Genomic DNA, 19,187 nt, shown 5'->3' with positions numbered 1-19,187 from the left:
GCTTGCAAGGCCATCTTCTGCAAGTCCTTTTGAGATTAAAAGTGCATTTTCAAAATTTTTATTGCCCGGGCTTACTGTCACTTTTATTAAACATCCCTGTTAATAATGCGATTGCAATGAAAATCTTCTTTGTCATAATACTATATATTTTAAATTATGACGCAAAAATCTAAAACCTGAACCCGGGCGTTATGCACCCGGGTTAATAAATCATTTTTGATTAAAAGTTTTTTTGCGGATACGACTGAGTGATTGCGGTTTCACGCCTACAAACGATGCAATATGGTATTGAGAAATTCTTTGCTGCAAATCAGGATGTTCTTTTATAAACTTCTCATAGCGGAGTTTAGGTGTACCAGTATAAAATGAGCTAAGGTCTTGTAATGTTTGTATAAAAACCTGTTCAATAACAAGCCTGCCAAATCGTTCGGCTTGTTTCACAGACTTATAAAATAATTGTAAGTCTTCATAAGAAATCTGAAGGATTTCGCAGTCTTCTAATGCCTGGATAATTTTTGTGGAAGGGGTTTGCGGAATAAAGCTTTCATTGTTACAGATAAAGGTGTTTTCCCGGGCAAAAGCGTATGTTTTATCTTCTCCATCGTGATTAATGTAGTAGCGCATTAGTCCACTTACAATAAAGCCTACCTGCTTGCAAATTTGTCCCTCCGCTAAAAACAAATCTCCTTTTTTAAAAGATTTTTCTTTCCACAGCAGTTTTATACAATCTATTTCTTTTGTATCTAAGTTTATGATAGATTGTATGGTGCTAATTAATTTTTCTGTCATACTTATAAGGTCAAATAAAAATAGCCACTGAAGGAAGTCTGTGAAAATTGTTGTTGCAGATCAAATATACACATGACGTGAATAGTTAAACAGCGTAAGTTATTGCTTTGAAAAAACGTTGTTTTTTGAATAGCTACTCCGAAGATGAGCATGCAGTGACCGGCAGCTACCATAAATTTCATACTGTATTTTTTGGCGTTTTGTCAATGTGTTTTCAAATACTCTCGTGAAACAAATACTCTCGTGAAATGAAAAGACAATTTGGCGAAGGAATTTTCAATATTGTAAATTTATATTAGAGTTGATATGAGGGCTATTTGATATTGAATCAGCAAATGAAATTGTTGCAGTTTCATGTACGGTTAATAATGCTGGCACCGGCAGCAGCAAAACATTAACCTGTGCAGAAAACAATAATAGCCGGGTTGATGCAGTGTTTAAACTATCTGGTTCAACATAAATAAATGTACATGCGAAAATTGTTTTTATGTTTAGTAGTAGTGATCATTACCGCTCCCGTTTTTTCACAATTCAGCGTTAGTGATAACCAGCGTTATTTATTAAAAAATGGAAAACCTTTTTTTTGGCTTGGCGATACGGGCTGGGAACTGTTTCAGCGGTTGAATAAAGAAGATGTTGAAAAATATTTTAAGAAGCGCTCGGAACAAGGTTTCACCATTGTGCAGGCAGTCGTGCTTGCTGAATTGAACGGTCTGGATTCGCCTAATGCAAATGGCGATAAGCCCTTGATCAATAATGATCCCGCCAGGCCTAATGAAGCTTACTTTAAGTTTGTTGATTATGTGGTTGACAAGGCAGACGATTACAACATGAATATAGCGATGCTGCCTACCTGGGGCGATAAAGTTTTTAAAGATCGCTGGGGAGCAGGCCCTGAAATTTTCAACATAAGTAATGCAGAAGTTTATGGCAAATGGATAGGCGGGCGTTATAAAAATAAAACGAATATTATTTGGGTTTTAGGCGGCGACCGTTTGCCCCGGAATGCCAAGGATGTTGCCATCTGGAATGCTATGGGAAAAGGCATAATGGAAGCAACAGATAATAATGCGGTCATCAGTTTTCATCCGCAGCCGTGTGATTCCGGCTCGGCCACATGGTTTCATCATGAAAGCTGGCTGGCTTTTAATATGTTTCAAAATGGCCATTGCAGGGATGCGCCTGTTTATAATAAAATCCAGCTTGCCTATAATCTTACACCAATAAAGCCGGTAATAGATGCAGAGCCGATCTATGAAGATCACCCTGTTTGTTTTAATGCAAAAGACCTTGGCATAAGCAGTGCTTACGACATCAGGAAATATGCGTATCTCGATCTTTTTGCAGGCGCATTTGGGCATACGTATGGCTGCCACGATGTATGGCAGATGTATTCATCCAGGCATGCACCGGTGAACGGCCCGCACATGTATTGGTATGAAGCACTGGATTTGCCTGGCGCAGGCCAAATGCAATATGTAAGAAAGCTTATGGAATCGCATCCTATGCTTGAAAGAGTTCCCGATCAATCATTGATATTAGAAAATGATTATACACCAGCAGAACGCATACAGGCAACGCGGGGTGAAGATTATGCATTTATCTATACAGCCGCAGGCAAGCCCTTTACTGTTCATTTAAATAAAATTAAAGGTGAAACGTTGCATGCACGCTGGTATGACCCGCGCAACGGAAATACCACAGATATAGGGATGTTTAAAAATAAAGGCACACAACAATTTACTGCACCGTCAACCGGTTATGGTAACGATTGGATACTCATAATTGATGATGCGGTTAAGTACAAGGATGCGTTGTAACATTATTATCAATTGAGAAATCTATGCCATCGCAGAGAAAGGAAATGGAGTATGTCTATCAAACGTGAAGATACATACTCCATTATTCTTAATTCTTCTTGGAAAGAGTATTGATTATTGACCGGGAATATTTCTTCCTGTAGCTGCTTTTAAGAGCGAACGCGAATGATCTTCTTTCCGCTGGCCCGGTTGGGCGAGCTAAAGGTGGCAATGGCATCGTCAAGAGAAGATATGCTGCCGATATTCGCTTTCAGGCTTCCCTTACGCAACCGCTGTACAATTTCACTCAATTGGGAAGGAATTGCTTCTACAACAAAGTCGATTGTTGATCCGTTGGCAGGAACGGCATCAATCGGCCCTGCGACGGTTACCAATATTCCTCCGGAGCGGATAAGGCCTGCAGATTTATTAGCAATGGCACCACCTAAAACGTCAAAAACCAGGTCAACCTTTTCAACATTCTCCAGGCTATCGTTATCGAGGTCAACAAATTCCTGCGCACCGAAGCCAAGCACCGTCTGACGATGGGCAGCGCGCCCGGTTCCGATAACGCGGGCTCCCGCTTCACGTGCAAGCTGGACTGCCATAGAGCCAACGATGCCGGCAGCACCATGCACGAGAACGGTCTGTCCCGCCTGGAGGTGGCCATGATCGAACAAACCCTGCCAGGCGGTCAGGCCCGGCATCACGAGCGCTGCGCCAACCGTGAAGTCAACGTCATCGGGGAGCAGTGCAAGGTTGCGCGCCTCAACGGCTACATATTCTGCCAGGGTACCATTGCGGTACCAGTCTGTAAGGCCAAACACCCGTTGGCCCACCGACAGTCCCGTGGTGCCATAGCCAAGTGCGGTGACCACTCCTGCCAGTTCGTGCCCCGGAATTGACGGCGTCCGGTCGTGACCGGCGCGATCAACCCAGGTTGAAGGCCACGACAATTCATCTCCTGTAATACTCGAGGCATAAACCTGAACGATGACATCGTTTATAGCTGCCTGAGGTTCAGGCCGCTCTGCGAGTTTCATTCCGGCTATTCCTGCAGTCTCGTCAGTTACAATGACCGCTTTCATAGTACGCCTCCTTTTTTATTCAACAGCAAAAATTCACCTGGTGAGGTGATGTTGCTGTATGCTAATGTTGTGAATTTGGTTCTCAGCATAATTTACAATATTTAATACTAACAATGATTTTTCTAAACCGGACTATAAAATTAAATTTTAATTTGGTTACCTTAATGGGCCAGTTTTAAAATATACAGGGGTCCAATTATGATTGAAAATTTTTTTAAAATATCATTTAAAAAGGGCGATGGGCACAGCCCGTTATACCTGCAACTTGAATCCGAAATTATCCGGTTGATTTGTCGTGGCATTTTGAGGCCGGGACAAGCCCTTCCATCTTCACGTGAGCTGGCGAAAAGCCTGAAACTGAACCGTAAAACAGTTGTGGCAACATACGAAGAACTGAATGCGCAGGGCTGGGTGGAAACGAGGGAAAGAAGCGGCGTTTACGTTTCAGGCAGCCTTCCGCATACTTCGGCCGGTGTAGTTAAAGAAAATAATAAAAAGCTGGTACGTAGCCGGCAACCCGCCTACTCGCTGGTAAAGCGGACTTCAGTTATAGCAACGGGAGCAGGTTTGTCTATAGACATCGATGGACCGGCAATTCCGGCGCCTATGTATAAAATTGATGATGGCTTTCCTGATCCCAGGATTGCACCCGTTGAGGAGATGGTGCGGGAATACAGGAGGTTTGGAAAAGGCCGTTTAGTAAATCAATTTCTTATGTATGGCCCGGAGCATGGTTCCCATCGTCTCAGGGTTGAGCTGGCTAAGTTTTTAAACAGGACAAGGGGAATGCAGATTACGGAAAAAGAAATACTGATCACTAAAGGAACACAGATGGCTATCTATTTAAGTGCACAACTGCTGATTCGCCAGGGCGATACAGTATTTGTACCCGAACCAGGCTATCTCGATGCCAACGAAGCCTTTAAGCTGGCAGGTGCTAACCTTGTATTTATCCCGGTAGATAAAGAAGGAATGGATATAGACCGCATTGAACAGTTGTGTAAAAAAAGAGCGCCAAAGTTGGTCTATATTATTCCACATCATCACCGGCCCACCACCGTTACTCTCAGTGCGGAACGGCGTATGCGGCTTATGAGCCTGGCCCGTAAATACAGGTTTGCGCTGCTTGAAGACGATTATGATTTTGATTATCACTTTACAAGCGATCCGCTTTTACCGCTGTCAAGCCTGGATTCCGGCGGGCATATTATTTATGTTGGTTCCTTTTGCAAAAGTATCGCACCCGGCATCCGGATCGGGTTCATGGTGGCTCCGGAAATAGTAATAAACGAAGCTGCGGCCATTCGTAAATTAATAGACCGCCAGGGAGAACAGTTGCTGGAAGAAGCAATCGCTGAACTTTTAGGTACAGGTGATATTTCCCGGCACATGAAAAAATCATACAAGGTTTATCAGGAGCGATTGGAAAATACTTGCCGCTTGCTACGGAAAGAGCTTGGGACATATTTAACGTTTGACCGGCCAGGCGGTGGACTGGCGATCTGGGCAACCTACAGAAAGAATATTAGTGCCATGGCCGTTGCCGAAAATGCAGGAAAGCTGGGATTAAAAATCAGTGATGGGCAAAATTATTTTTTTCAACCCAATACTTCCAGGCCAGATAATTTTATACGCATAGGTTATTGCTCTTTAAATGAAAAAGAAATGGCGGGCGCCATTAATATATGGAAACAGGCGCTTATTCCATTTGGTTTAAAGTAAATACTACAAACTACATAATGTGATATAAAGATGTTTAAACATGCTTTATTGGAGCCCGGTACTGCCCCATCATTCCGGCGCTCATTTAAATAATAATTAGCTGAGATAGACCGATTACTTTCCGATACAGAATGTAAGTACTATTGATAAAGAGTTACTTAATAGAAAGAAAATACAAAGGGGATACTCAATTTTTCCCTATTGAATTTGGGAAAAAGAAGAAAAATTTTACTGCACTATAAAAGAACTTACTTCACCTAACCCTTACAGGCTATTACTTGCAAAATAAAGGAAAAATCGGGAACAAAATATTGCTATTGATGCTTTGTAATACATTCAAAAGCAAAAGAAAATCTCCTGCTTTTGAATGTATCTGTTTCCTAAATTTTAGTAGTTCAATCATTACTTATCAATCTATTCTTCGCTAGCAATCCTTCAATATCACTTGCTAAGAAAAAACGCCTGGATTCGATCTTCAGTGGATTGCGAGATAAAAGGAGGTATTGATAAAAGTAAACTAAGTTACCAGAACTTAAAACATTCAATACCGATGCTAAGTGAAAATAAACCATAAGTATTTTTTGTTTTATAAATGATTTATTAAAAGGATAGGTCATCAGAAACAAATGAGAAAAGAAATTGAAATAACTTTTTTATTAATAAGGGCATTTGTTCAAGGTATTCTTAATTTGAAAGAGAGAATTAAAAAATTTAAGGGATTGGTTTTTTGCCATTTTACAGATTTGAAGAAATTCAAAAGTCTATAGCAACGATACTGTTATCTTATGTTATTTGTATTCCTATTCTCTTTGTATTCGCTTGGCGTTAAATTAAACTTTGATTTAAACACAGTAGAAAAATAAGCCGGAGAAGAAAAACCTACTTTATAAGCAATTTCTGAAATAGATAGTTCTTCATTTTGCAACATAAACTTTGATTTTTGCAAACGTTTGTTCAAAATATATTCGTTTACGTTACAGTTAAGCAGCGCTTTTACTTTACGATATAACTGCATTTTAGATAAACCTATTGTTCTGCAAATATCATCTATGCTAAACTTTTCGTTAGCAATATTACTTTCAATCAAAGCATTGAATTCGTGAAGAAACTTTCTGTCTGTTTTGTTGGTAGAACGGGTTTTTAATTCTGAAGAAATTTCACCGGAAAAATGTTCTTTTAATATAGTGCGGTTTGCCAGCAGGCTTTTAATATTTTGTTCGAAAAGTTTAAAGTTGAAAGGTTTGGTTATGTAAGAATCTGCCAGTTCTTTCATGCCTTCAATTTGCGATTGAAGCGATGTTTTTGCAGTTAAATGTATAATGGGTATGTGCGATGTTCTTATATCTGTTTTAAGAATATGCGTTATTTCAAATCCATCTTTGCCCGGCAGCATAATATCGCAGATAATAAGATCAGGTACAATATCGAGCGCTTTATCAATTGCATCAATTCCGTTTTCCGCTTCTATTATTTCGTAAGTATAACTTAAACGGGATTTTAAAAATCTTCTCAGGTCGTTATTGTCTTCAACAATTAATATTGAATGTTCGAAAGAAGGGCTCGTTAATTCATTCTGAAAAGTTTCATCAGGTAATAATTCTGAAGTATAAACTTTACTGTCATCATATAAAACAGTTTCAGAAATTTCTTTTCTTGTATAGTCCTGTTTATTAAGTGCTGTATTTTCAATAGGGATAGTGATAGTGAATTTTGTGCCTTTCCATTTTGCACTCTTAACACAAATGGTTCCGTTATGCAATTGTATAAGTTCTTTCGATAAAGCAAGGCCTAAACCTGTGCCGCGGTAATTTTCATGTTCACCCTGGTAAAACAGTTCGAAGGCATGTTCAACAGCAACTTCGCTCATGCCAACACCATTATCTTCAATAATAATCTTTATATTTTTTGCTGCTTCATTTTTTTCAAGAAAGATGTGTATATAACCATTATCGTTGGTGAACTTAAATGCGTTGGAAAGCAGGTTGAACAGCACTTTGTCGAGCATGGTTTCATCAAACCACACATTTAAAAAGTACTGGCTGGTAAAGAACCGCAGGTCAATATTTCTTTTGCGGGCAATATTTTTATATGCTTCTATTATCTGGTTTAAAAAAGAAACAATATCGTTTTCCGCAACATTTATTTTCAGTTTATCAATTTCAATTTTCCTGAAATCCATCAACTGGTTAATGAGCTTTAAAAGTCTTAATGTATTCTTTTGAATCAATGATAAACTTTGTGCTGCAACACGGTTTACTTTCTCATTTTCCATGAGGTCTTCAACCGGGCCAAGTATTAATGTAAGCGGCGTTCTTAATTCATGCGACATTTTTGTGAAGAACTGGATCTTTGCCTCATTGGCTGCATTGGCTTTCTTACCAAGTTCAATAAGCTGTTCACTTTGTTTCAGAATTTCTTCATTTTTTAAAGCAAGCCTTGCTGTAATTTTTTTATTCTCACGCAGGTAATACAGCAAAACAAAACCAAAGATGAGCGCCAGTGCCAGTGACACGGAAATCGCGAAAATTATATTAGACTGATTGTTGGTAATAATTTCCTGTTCTTTAATTTTCTGCTGGCCTCTTTCAATATCATTTTGCAGGGCAGATAATTTTTCATCCTGCAGGCGCATTACCCGCACATTCGTGGAATCAATAACAGTTGTTGTAAGCAGGGTTTCTTTTTTATAAGTATTGTTGTATAATATTTTTACAGCAGTTTGTATTGCTTCTTTGCCGCCTGTAGGATAAAGTATAGTTGCCTTCAGCATTCCTTTTTCAACCAGGTCTATGCCACCGTTTTTGCCGGGCAATCCATCAACACCAATGATCTTGGTTTTATTTTCAATGCCGAGGTTTTTGCAGGCATTATAAACAGCCAGCGCCAGTCGGTCGTTCTGTGTAAATATTAATTGTATGTCAGGATTGTTTTTTAAAAAACCGGTTGAGTTTTTATTGGATGGATGTTCATCGCCTTCTTCATAAATTTTTGAAATATATTTTATGCCCGGGTATTGCTGAAGCGAAGTAAAGAACCCGTTATGCCTGTCTATATCTGCAGAAGAGCCTGGAATATCTGATACTTCAAGAACGTTGCCTTTGCCTTTTAAAATGGAATTGGCAAATGAGGCAGCGGTTGATCCCACTTCATAATTGCTGCCGCCAACGTAAGCAGTGTATTTTTGTGATGAGGTTCTTCTGTCAACTATAATTACTTTAATGCCTTTATTGTAAGCTGTTTCAACAATGGGTGTAACTGGTGCAGCTTCCTGCGGTGAAACAATCAACAAATCTATTTTTTCATTGATCAGCTCTTGTATCTGTTCAGTTTGCTTTTGTGTGTTGCCGTTGGCATCTCTAAATACAAATTTTACTTCAGGATGAAATGCCAGTTCACGCTTCATTTCATCCAGCATGGTTTGACGCCATTTGTTTACCATAGTGCATTGTGAAAAGCCAACGATATACTGCTTTTTATTTTCGTTTTCATTACAGGAGGATATTAAAATAATGAAAGAAAAAATAATAGCAGCTATAGTAAACCGTAACATTAAACAAATGCCCACATGCAGCAACCGGTAGCAATTTTGCATTAGCAATTAATCGTTATAACTCTTCTAAGATATGCTGTTTTATGAAATAAAAGCGTCTTGCCGGCATTTATTCATGTAATAATTTTTTTGAAAAACTTATAGTCGTCTTGCAGGTTAAAAAACATGTTACTATTTTAAAAGAGCATGTTACAAAATCGAAAATGCAATTCTTTATATTGATATAATATATTTTGATAATCAACGATTTGTCTCCTTAAATTTTTTTAAAAGCTTTTGATACTATATCAGAACAATTGGGCTGCGACCGTCTTTACATTTAGTTTCCATTTACTCGTTTGCTTAAAAAACATTGCTTTGTCATGAACAAGAAAAAAGTACTGCTTTGGAGTATTGTTGTAGCGCTTGGAGGATTTCTTTTTGGATTTGATACTGCTGTAATTTCCGGAGCTGAAGAATCTATTCAGCAATACTGGAGCCTCAATTCTGTTGAACACGGTTTAACCATTTCCATTGCCCTGATCGGAACTATTATAGGCGCTTTAACCGGCAGCATGCCTGCTGATAAATTAGGCAGAAAGAAAACATTAATACTAATTGCTGTTGCTTATTTAATTGCTTCTGTTGGCACATGTTTTTCAACTAACTGGTATAGTTTTCTTCTGTTCAGGCTGATTGGTGGTTTAGGTGTGGGTGCCTCATCAGTAACAGCGCCTGTTTATATTTCCGAAATATCACCGGCTGCATACAGGGGCAGGCTGGTAATGATGTTCCAGTTCAATGTTGTTTTTGGCATTCTTGTTTCTTACCTGTCTAATTATGTAATTGGTATTGTATTTAACAATGATTATTCATGGCGTGTAATGCTCGGCATCCAGGCTATACCGTCTCTTATTTTTTTAATACTGTTACGATTTGTTCCTGAAACACCACGCTGGTTAATACTAAACAAACAACCTGATAAAGCTGCATCCATTCTTAAAATTATTGATCCTGGCAATTATGAAAATGATATCCGGGAAATAATCGCAAACAATAAAGAAGAACATGAGATTGATGCAGGCGATATGTTGTTTTCAAGAAAAAATAAACTGCCTGTTTTTCTTGCTGTTTGCTTTGCCATTTTTAATCAAGTTTCAGGTATTAATGCAATTATTTATTATGCGCCGCGCATTTTCGAAATGGCTGGTTTGGGCAGGCAATCTTCATTGTTGTCAACAACGGGCATCGGTTTAATTAATTTTCTCTTCACGCTCATTGCCATCAATTTTATTGATAAAATAGGAAGGCGCACTTTAATGATCATTGGCTCCGTTGGTTTAATAGGAACGCTTGGCCTTGTTTCCAAAACGTTCTATGCACAGGATTTTTCCGGCTTCGGCATTATTGTTTATCTAATGATCTATATCGCATTTTTTGCGTTCTCGCAAGGTGCTGTTATATGGGTTTTTATTTCAGAAATATTCCCCAATAATATACGCGCAAAAGGGCAAACGTTAGGCAGCTTTACACATTGGTTAATGGCCGCTGTTATCACTTTTCTGTTTCCTGTATTGTCAGAAAAATTAGGAGGCGGTAATACTTTTCTTTTCTTCAGCATCATGATGGTTTTGCAATTATTGTTTGTGTTGAAAATAATGCCTGAAACAAAAGGAAAATCATTGGAGCAGATTGAGAGAGCGCTTATTCTTCACTAATCAAATTGATTCTTCAAAACAAAATTCAAATAACACTATGCTACACTTCAACAATAAAAATGCGGGCTTGTCATTGCATAATTTTTCTGTGAATAAATTAACCGTTATTAACAAAGCTCCGCCGGCTAATCAAAACATTACTTCTTAAAAACTGTACCTGTATTTAAGACCTCCATTTTTTAATTATAAATAAAATCTCTATGAGAAGATTGTTAACGCTGATATCAATGCTGATAGTTACAGCCTGCTTTGCACAACAAAGGAAAATGACGGGGCGGGTTATAAATCAAGCAACCAAAGAGCCTTTAGCGGGTGTAACTGTTGCCGGTAAAAGCCAGACCGTTGTTACAGATGCTGCCGGTAACTTTACGATTTCTGCGGCTGCAGGGGAAACCATTAAGCTTTCTTATGTTGGTATGAACACTTTAACGGCAACCGTACCAAACGAAAATACTGTTATGGAACTTGCAATGACTGAAGCCGCGACAGATCTTGAACAGATTGTTGTAACAGGATATAAGTCTGAAAGAAAGGTTGATCTTACCGGCGCTGTGTCTGTAGTTAATCTTGCCAGTGTTAAAAACGCACCTGTATCAAGCCCGATGCTTGCTTTGCAGGGGCAGGTGCCCGGTTTATATGTGCAGCCTGATGGCTCGCCAACAGGCGCCAATGGCGGCGCTCCGAGAATTTTAATACGTGGGGTCAATACATTGGGCAACACTAATCCATTGTATATTATTGACGGTGTGCCAACCACGCGGTATGAAGATTTCGCCAATCTGAATACATCATCCATTGCTTCCATACAGGTTTTGAAAGATGCATCCGCATCTTCTATTTATGGCTCAAGAGCTTCCAATGGCGTTATCATTGTAACCACTAAAAACGGTGGCAGTGGCGATAAAGTTCATATTCAACTTAATTCCAGCTTAACGTTTCAGACTGAAAAGCCCTGGCAGGAAAATGTTTTAAATTCTGAGCAGAGAGGCGAAGCATTGTGGCGTGCCGCGATAAACGATGGAACAGACCCAAATAGCCTGGTAAGCCAGATATATAAATTTGACTGGAACGGAGATTATAACAATCCTGTTTTAAATAAAGTAATCATTGCACCTTTTGTTGGGGCAACCGGTACAGGAAGCCCTAATTTCGATCCCTACAACGGGCCGTTTTCTCATACAGACAGCCTTGAACCGGCCGGCAATACTAATTGGCAGGACGCTTTGTTTAAAAAAGCAACTATTACTTCTACCAATCTCACCATATCCGGCGGCAATGCGAAAAATGGTTTCCTTACCGATCTTGGATATTACGATAATAATGGCCTGGTTGTTTTTACCAAATATCAGCGCTACAATGTTAGAATAAACAGCCACGCTTCCGCATTTAACGACAGGCTGAAGTTTGGCGAAAATCTGCAACTGGCAAGAACATCACAAATTAATTCTGCCAATGATGTGGGCGGCGCTCCTTCACCTGGTCTTGCCCTGTCGCTTGCGCCCACTATCCCGGTTTATAAAACTGATGGCACTTATGGCGGCCCGCGCGGTGCAGGTTATACAGACAGGAATAATCCTGTGGATGTACAGTATTTAAACCGTTTCAATACCAATAATCAATTGCTGCTTATTGGAAACATATATATGGATTTAGAAATAATCAAAAACCTTGTATATCATACCAGTTTAGGATTTGATTATTCTGACCTGAAAAATAAAAACGCAGCGTTGATTGGCGATGAAGGGCCGGTAAGGTCGTTCAACAGTCTTTCCCTGCAGGAATCCAAGGACTTTACTTTTACCTGGACGAATACCTTAAACTATAATTTACAGCTTAAAGAACATCGCATCAACATTCTTGCCGGCACGGAAGCTATTCGCAATGATTTCTCAACCTTCGGCGCAATGAGTACCAACTTTGCTTTGCAGGACGAAGATTATCTTCAGCTGGGTGCAGGTTCCGGTTCGCAAACGGATAATGGTTCTGCAACAGGTTACCGCTTGCTATCTCAGTTTGGCAAAATATTTTATGGATATGCCGACAGGTATCTCGCTTCCGTAACAGTAAGAAGAGACGGCTCTTCGCGTTTCGGAACAAACAATCCTTATGGTGTTTTCCCGGCCTTTACATTGGGATGGAGAATCAATAATGAAAAATTCTTTCAGAATGTAAAAAACGTTTCCAACTTAAAGCTGCGGGCAGGTATTGGAACTGTAGGTAACCAGGAAAGCCTCGACAACCTCGCAGCTTATACTTTATTGAAGGCTAATTACGGCACATCAAGCCCTGCCTGGGCGCAATGGCTGAATACAGGAACAGCCTATGATTTATATGGCATCAACACGGGCCAGTTGCCATCAGGATTTGTGCAGACACAACGTGGCAATCCTGACCTGAAATGGGAATCAACTACTGAAACCAATATAGGTCTTGACTTTGGATTCTTAAATGAAAGCATCACAGGTTCATTTGATTACTTCATAAGAAAAACAAGTGATATTCTTATTCAGCCACCGGTAGCCGCTGTTTTGGGCGAAGGGCAACAACAGTTTTTAAACGGGGCCAATGTAACCAACAAAGGCTGGGAAGCAGTACTGGGCTATAATCATACAACCAATTTCGGCCTCACCTATTCTGTTACGGCAAACGCAGCCCACTGGCAGGATAAGGTTACCAGCATACCGGACGATGTTCGTGCGGCGTACCCCGGCGATGCTACTCATTCTATTGTTGGCCATTCCCGCTTTTCCATTTTTGGTTATGAAACAGTGGGTATTTTTCAAAGTTCAGAAGAAGCACAAAAGGCACCGACACAGCCGGGCGTTTCGTATGGTTCGCTGCAAGGAGCGGGGCGCCTTCAGTATAAAGATATTGCAGGCTATGATGCCAATGGCAATCTTACCGGGCCTGATGGCAAAATTGATGCGGCCGACCAAACATGGCTGGGAACAACATTGCCAAAGGTGGAATACGGCATACGTATAGATCTTAGCTATAAAAACTTTAACCTCACTGTTTTTGGTTCAGGCGTTGCAGGCAAAACCGGCTTTGATCCCACCAAATTCCTTAATGATTTTGTGAATGCAAGAAGCAATTTCGGGCCGGGCACCTTAGATGCGTGGACGCCGCAAAATACAGGTTCTTCCATTCCGGCTTTAAGCTTACTGAATAATAATGGCGAAGACAGAACATCCAATTTCTATTTTGTAAACGCTTCTTATTTCAAGCTGCGCAACCTTCAGATTGGCTATAACCTGCCGCAGCATATTGCCAACAGCATAAAGATGACAGGATTAAGAATTTACCTGGCCGGTCAAAACCTGTTTGCTTTAAAGTCGAAAGAGTTTTCGGCTAAAGACCCTGAAAGAACAGATTTTAATACATGGCCGGTACCAACAGCATATTCAGTTGGCATCAATGCAAATTTTTAATTCATTAAAAAATGATCGTATGAAATATCGTGGAATAAAAATAATGATGGCTGCAGCTGTTATATTTTCTATGAGCTGCAAAAAATATCTTGATTATAAACCGCAGGGTGCACTGGCTGCATCAGACCTTACATCACCTGAAGCTGTGGATGGCCTTTGCACCGCAGCTTATGCAGGTATTGCTAATGATTTCTGGGATGCATCCATTACAAGTATGTGGCAATGGGGAAGCATCCGTTCAGACGATGCATACAAAGGCGGCGGTGATATTGGCGACCAGCAGCAGCTTGATAAGTACGAACAATTTTACCTTCTTAATGCAGATAATAACGGGGCAGGAGATAACGGTTTCACTGAAGCATGGATAAGAATTTATGGTGCTATATCAAGAATCAATGCTGCATTAAGAGCATTAAATGATATTCCAGATGCAGATTTTCCCAAGAAAACAACACGCATTGGCGAAATGCATTTTTTGCGCGGGCACATGTTTTTTTTATTGAAGATTTTATTCAGAAACGTACCGTATTTCGATGAAACTGTATCAGAAGATGATATACTGAAAGTTTCCAATACCATGCCTAATGACTCTTTGTGGGAAAAGATCGCCGGTGATTTTCAGGTGGCAATAAATGATCTTCCGGAAACGCAAACGGGCGAGCCGGGCAGAGCTACCAAGTATGCTGCTGAAGCCTATCTTGCCAAAGTAAGATTGTATGAGGCTTATAAACAGGATGATAATTATACGGTAACAAGTATTGATGCAGATAAGCTGCAGGATGTGGTTAATCTTACAGATGATGTAATCAATTCAGGTTTATATAAACTGAATGATGATTTTGCCTATAATTTTTTATACGGTTATGAAAATGGCCCGGAATCAATTTTCGCCATTCAATATTCTATTAATGACGGAACACAGATAGGCGGCAGGTTAAGCATGAGCACCAGCCTGAATTATTTTGCTGGAGCACCGCAGTATGGATGCTGCGCTTTTCATGTTCCTTCCCAGAATATGGTAAATGCTTTTCAAACAGATGCCAATGGCCTGCCTGAGTTCACCACGTTTAATGGTAAAGTATTAACTGATGCAGACCTTAGGGCTAATGGTGTAACAGTTGATCCGCGTATTGATCATACCATCGGCATACAGGGCCACCCGTTCAAGTATGATGCAGCTATACCTTACGATCATAGCTGGGAAAGGCTGGCAGGTGTGTATGGCGGTTTTGGAACTATGAAAGAACTGCAGCTGGCTTCATGCCCATGCTTTAAAAAACTCGGGCCTTTTTATGGCACTTCAGTTAATATGGATGTGATACGATATGATGATGTTTTGCTGATGAAGGCTGAAGCTGAAATACAATTGAACAACCCGGCTGCAGCATTGCCTTTAATTAACCAGGTAAGAGGAAGAGCCGCGCAAATAAGTCCTTTGGTTAAAAAAACAGATGGCACTTATCCTTCCAACTATAAAATTGATGTTTATAAACCTGGCGTTAATATTCCTGTATGGGATAAGAACACCGCATTTACAGCATTACAATGGGAGAGAAGAATGGAGTTTGCTATGGAAGGTTACCGTTTCTTTGATCTGGTGCGATGGGGCATTGCGGAACCAACGCTCAATAATTATTTTGCTATTGAAAAAACGCGGCATCCGTTTTTAAGCAGTGCTCACTTTACACATGGTACGCATGAATATTTCCCGATACCGCAGGAGCAGATCACATTTACAAATGGCTTATATAAGCAAAACCATGGTTATTGATTTTTTAATACAAGCAGTAACTATTATGCATGGGAAGGGAGGTTTCTACCTCCCTTAAAATTAATTAATATTGTTTCTTTTAAAAGTTAAACTAAATCTGGCGCTGAATAATGATGATGAAAAAAAATATGGCGATTGTTACGGCAACATTGTTACTGTTTATTTGTTTTCAAAGTTTTTCTCAACCGATTATAACACTTCCCGTATTATTAAAAAGCATGACAGATTTTGATGCCATAACAAAATTTACTTCACCATCGTACAGGCTTAAACAGGCAAGCAGTTACGACAGGAGATCTGTTTCTCCGGATAAACCGGGATGGTTTGCCAATACAGATTACAACCAGTTTATCCGGGAAGAAAAAAAGGACGGGCATACTGAATATGTAATGATGGATGCAGATGGTCCTGGTGCTATTGTCCGTTTTTGGTTAACAACCGTTGTAAAGCCCGGCATGTTGCGTTTTTATTTTGATAATGAAGCAAGAGCTTCAGTTGAAATACCCGGTTTTGATTTATTAAGAGGTTTTAAGTTGGGGCGGGCTTTATTAAATCCGCACAGCAGTTATGAACCCGAAGGCAAAGGCGGCAATACTTTATACCTTCCGTTGCTGTATCAAAAACATTGTAAAGTAACGTGGGAATATACAGATACATCCGCCAGTAAAACTTCGCATTATTACCAGGTCAATTACAGAACATATTCAGCAGATACAAAAGTGGAAACATTCAATTTGAATCATCTCACGAAGTACAAAACTGATATCGATAAAGCGGAAACTTTGCTTTGGAATCCTGTTGTTGCACCAGGTAAGAAAATACAAATCAATCAAACAGTAAGCGCAGGTAAAGAAGCTGCAATTATATTACCGGAAGGTTCAAATGCTGTTCGTGTATTAACAGCAAAATTGAAGACAGCCAATAAAGATGATGCGGAAAAAATGTGGCGTGGAGTATTCTTAAAAATAGAGTTTGATGGTCATCAAACAGTGATGTGCCCGCTCGGCGATTTTATCGGCAGTGGTTATGGCGGCAGGAAAATTAAAAGCTGGTACAGGGATTTGGATGATAGCGGAAATCTTGTAAGTCGCTGGGTGATGCCGTATGAAAAATCCGCAAAGATTTCTTTCATTAATAAAATTGATTTTAATGTTGATGTAAATGCTGCAGCAACGGTAAGCAGCTTTCAATGGGATAACAATACTATGTACTTTCATGCTTCATACAAGTATGAAGAAAATATAAAAGATGCAAAATGGGATTATGATGTTACCAAAGTGGCTAAAGAAGATTCATCCGCACCCATTGACTGGAACTTCGTTACCATTAAAGGCAAAGGTATTTATCTCGGCAATACTTTGTGCGTGAACAATCACATGAATTCCTGGTATGGCGAAGGTGATGCGAAAGCGTATGTTGATAATGAAAAATTTCCTTCAGAATTTGGGACCGGTCTTGAAGATTATTATAACACATCATGGGCGCCGGTAGTGTTATACCAAACACCATTTGCAAATGCGCCACGTGCTGATAATCCATCATCAAAAGGTTATAACACTTTTACACGAACAAGAATTTTAGATGCAATTCCATTTAAAAAATCATTTGCTTTTGATATGGAAATGTTAAGCTGGGATGGAGGTACAATTGACGCTGCCGCTACAACATATTGGTATGGATTTGATGATGCACATGAAATATTAACCAGATAAAATAATATTATGAAACGATTATTGCTTTGTTCATTTTGTTTTTTGTTATCCGCAATTTTATTTGCGCAGGATGATACAACGTCAACATCGCAGTGGAGACCTCTATATCATTTCACGCCTGCAAAAAACTGGACGAATGATCCTAATGGATTGCTGTATGTAAAGGGTACCTATCATTTATACAATCAGCAAAACCCGTTCGAAAATCATTGGGGGCACATGAGCTGGGGACACGCCACCAGCACAGACCTTGTTCACTGGAAACATTTACCCATCGCCATTCCTGAATCGATAAAAGGCGATGATACAACCTGGATATTTTCAGGCAGCGCTGTGCTTGATAAAAACAATACCAGCGGCTGGTGCAAAACAAACGATTGCATCGTTGCAATTTATACAGGTCATCAGCCACACATTCGCAAAGAATCTCAGTTTGTTGCTTACAGCAATGATGGCGGAATGACGTTTATCAACTACGATAAAAATCCGGTTATTGATTTAAACAAACACGACTTTAGAGATCCCAATGTTTTTTGGTATGAGCCTGGAAAGTTTTGGCTGATGACAGTTGTATTGCCTGCTGAACATAAAGCAAGGTTTTACAGTTCACCTAATTTGAAAGACTGGACTTTATTAAGCGAGTTTGGTCCGCAAGGTTATACGGGCGCTTATTGGGAATGCCCTTTTTTAATTCAGTTGCCTGTTGAAGGAACCAGCGAAAAAAAATGGGTGCTCGTTACATCTGCTGCAGGCGGCGAACGCGGTGTGTTTGAACAATATTTTGTAGGCGATTTTGATGGCAAAGAATTTAAGAATGATAATGATTCTTCTAAAATATTAACGCTGGATTATGGCGATACTTATTATGCTGCTATTCCATGGAATAATTTGCCTGGCAATCAAAAAACTTATATTGGCTGGATGATTCCAAACCCGCAGCCAACATACCCGTGGCGCGGGCAAATGTCTGTTGCAAGAGATTTAAGTTTAAGGCAAACAAAAGATGGAATAAGATTGATACAAAAGCCATCATCTGTTGTTGAAAATGAATTGAACAAACTTTCAAATAATAAAATAACTGAACTAAAAAACATTGCCCTTAATAATGCTGAAACAGATGTAAGCAAGAACAAAATAAAAGGCAATGCTTATTGGATTAAGGCTGAACTTACGCTGCAACCCAATGCCACTGCGGGTTTTAAAATAGCGCAAAAGAAAGATGTCAATGGTAAAGTAATTAATGAAATAGTTATTGGTTATGATGTATCAACGCATCAACTGTTTGTTGACAGAACAAATTCCGGCGGCAAGCTGAATGAAAAAGCTTTAAAAAGAACGATTGATTTAAGTGATGCTTCTGATAAAATTCAGCTTGAAATATTATTGGATAAATCTTCACTTGAAGTGTTTGCAAATAATGGTGAAGCAGCATTAACTACTTATATCTATCCTGATGAAGGTGCAGATAATATTGCTGCTTATTCATCAAACGGAAATGCAACAATTGATAATCTTAAGATTTGGGATTTATCATCAGTAAAACAATAATACTTTGCTGATCGATGGAAATAGCGGCGGTCTGACGGCTCTCAGCCGTCAGACCGTTCCCGGAGCAGTAACATTTTAAA

Annotated in this window: 10 protein-coding genes; 7 read left to right on the top strand and 3 right to left on the bottom strand. The window is 39.6% G+C overall.

All coding sequences use genetic code 11. From position 1 onward, the window contains the following. Nucleotides 1-210 precede the first annotated feature (210 nt). The gene (locus ACTHN6_RS06185) at nt 211-789 is read right to left on the bottom strand and encodes a Crp/Fnr family transcriptional regulator (RefSeq protein ID WP_440434856.1); all 579 of its coding nucleotides are present in this window, start codon (nt 787-789) and stop codon (nt 211-213) included. A gap of 470 nt (nt 790-1,259) precedes the next feature. On the opposite strand from ACTHN6_RS06185, the gene ACTHN6_RS06180 reads away from it, so the two are divergent. Beyond that, entirely contained in the window at nt 1,260-2,609 is a 1,350-nt protein-coding gene (locus tag ACTHN6_RS06180) for a glycoside hydrolase family 140 protein (RefSeq protein WP_440434855.1), read from the top strand. A 149-nt stretch (nt 2,610-2,758) separates the two neighbouring features. Here the strand turns inward: ACTHN6_RS06180 and ACTHN6_RS06175 are convergent, their stop codons facing one another. Then, nucleotides 2,759-3,676 carry an NADP-dependent oxidoreductase gene (locus tag ACTHN6_RS06175; protein WP_440434854.1) on the bottom strand — a complete coding sequence of 306 codons (918 nt, stop codon included), beginning with the start codon at nt 3,674-3,676 and terminating at the stop codon, nt 2,759-2,761. Nucleotides 3,677-3,874: 198 nt separating this feature from the next. On the opposite strand from ACTHN6_RS06175, the gene pdxR reads away from it, so the two are divergent. Beyond that, complete coding sequence (gene pdxR / locus ACTHN6_RS06170; RefSeq protein WP_440434853.1) at nt 3,875-5,398, top strand: MocR-like pyridoxine biosynthesis transcription factor PdxR; 1,524 nt, start codon at nt 3,875-3,877, stop codon at nt 5,396-5,398. Nucleotides 5,399-6,176: 778 nt separating this feature from the next. Here the strand turns inward: pdxR and ACTHN6_RS06165 are convergent. Next, on the bottom strand, nt 6,177-8,990 hold the full coding sequence (locus tag ACTHN6_RS06165; RefSeq protein ID WP_440434852.1) for a hybrid sensor histidine kinase/response regulator transcription factor: 2,814 nt from the start codon (nt 8,988-8,990) through the stop codon (nt 6,177-6,179). Between the two features lie 320 nt (nt 8,991-9,310). On the opposite strand from ACTHN6_RS06165, the gene ACTHN6_RS06160 reads away from it, so the two are divergent. From ACTHN6_RS06160 to ACTHN6_RS06140, 5 genes are all read left to right on the top strand, one after another. Next, nucleotides 9,311-10,645, top strand: coding sequence for a sugar porter family MFS transporter (locus tag ACTHN6_RS06160; RefSeq protein ID WP_440434851.1), 1,335 nt, complete (start codon nt 9,311-9,313; stop codon nt 10,643-10,645). A gap of 200 nt (nt 10,646-10,845) precedes the next feature. Further along, the gene (locus tag ACTHN6_RS06155) at nt 10,846-14,076 is read left to right on the top strand and encodes a SusC/RagA family TonB-linked outer membrane protein (protein ID WP_440434850.1); all 3,231 of its coding nucleotides are present in this window, start codon (nt 10,846-10,848) and stop codon (nt 14,074-14,076) included. Between the two features lie 19 nt (nt 14,077-14,095). Continuing rightward, nucleotides 14,096-15,847 carry a RagB/SusD family nutrient uptake outer membrane protein gene (locus tag ACTHN6_RS06150; protein WP_440434849.1) on the top strand — a complete coding sequence of 584 codons (1,752 nt, stop codon included), beginning with the start codon at nt 14,096-14,098 and terminating at the stop codon, nt 15,845-15,847. Between the two features lie 110 nt (nt 15,848-15,957). Then, a complete protein-coding gene (locus ACTHN6_RS06145; RefSeq protein ID WP_440434848.1) occupies nt 15,958-17,559 on the top strand; it encodes a glycoside hydrolase family 172 protein in 1,602 nt (533 codons plus the stop codon). Nucleotides 17,560-17,568: 9 nt separating this feature from the next. Then, a complete protein-coding gene (locus ACTHN6_RS06140) occupies nt 17,569-19,107 on the top strand; it encodes a glycoside hydrolase family 32 protein (protein ID WP_440434847.1) in 1,539 nt (512 codons plus the stop codon). Nucleotides 19,108-19,187: the final 80 nt, after the last annotated feature.

Source organism: Parafilimonas sp. (genome assembly GCF_051953455.1).
Taxonomy (GTDB): domain Bacteria; phylum Bacteroidota; class Bacteroidia; order Chitinophagales; family Chitinophagaceae; genus Parafilimonas.
This window is presented reverse-complemented; position numbering and strand designations above follow the sequence as displayed.

Coding starts and splice junctions, on each gene's coding strand:
- ACTHN6_RS06165 (WP_440434852.1), bottom strand. CDS start 8,990: ATGCAAAATTGCTACCGGTTGCTGCATGTGGGCATTTGTTTAATGTTA.
- ACTHN6_RS06145 (WP_440434848.1), top strand. CDS start 15,958: ATGATGATGAAAAAAAATATGGCGATTGTTACGGCAACATTGTTACTG.
- ACTHN6_RS06150 (WP_440434849.1), top strand. CDS start 14,096: ATGAAATATCGTGGAATAAAAATAATGATGGCTGCAGCTGTTATATTT.
- pdxR (WP_440434853.1), top strand. CDS start 3,875: ATGATTGAAAATTTTTTTAAAATATCATTTAAAAAGGGCGATGGGCAC.
- ACTHN6_RS06140 (WP_440434847.1), top strand. CDS start 17,569: ATGAAACGATTATTGCTTTGTTCATTTTGTTTTTTGTTATCCGCAATT.
- ACTHN6_RS06180 (WP_440434855.1), top strand. CDS start 1,260: ATGCGAAAATTGTTTTTATGTTTAGTAGTAGTGATCATTACCGCTCCC.
- ACTHN6_RS06155 (WP_440434850.1), top strand. CDS start 10,846: ATGAGAAGATTGTTAACGCTGATATCAATGCTGATAGTTACAGCCTGC.
- ACTHN6_RS06160 (WP_440434851.1), top strand. CDS start 9,311: ATGAACAAGAAAAAAGTACTGCTTTGGAGTATTGTTGTAGCGCTTGGA.
- ACTHN6_RS06185 (WP_440434856.1), bottom strand. CDS start 789: ATGACAGAAAAATTAATTAGCACCATACAATCTATCATAAACTTAGAT.
- ACTHN6_RS06175 (WP_440434854.1), bottom strand. CDS start 3,676: ATGAAAGCGGTCATTGTAACTGACGAGACTGCAGGAATAGCCGGAATG.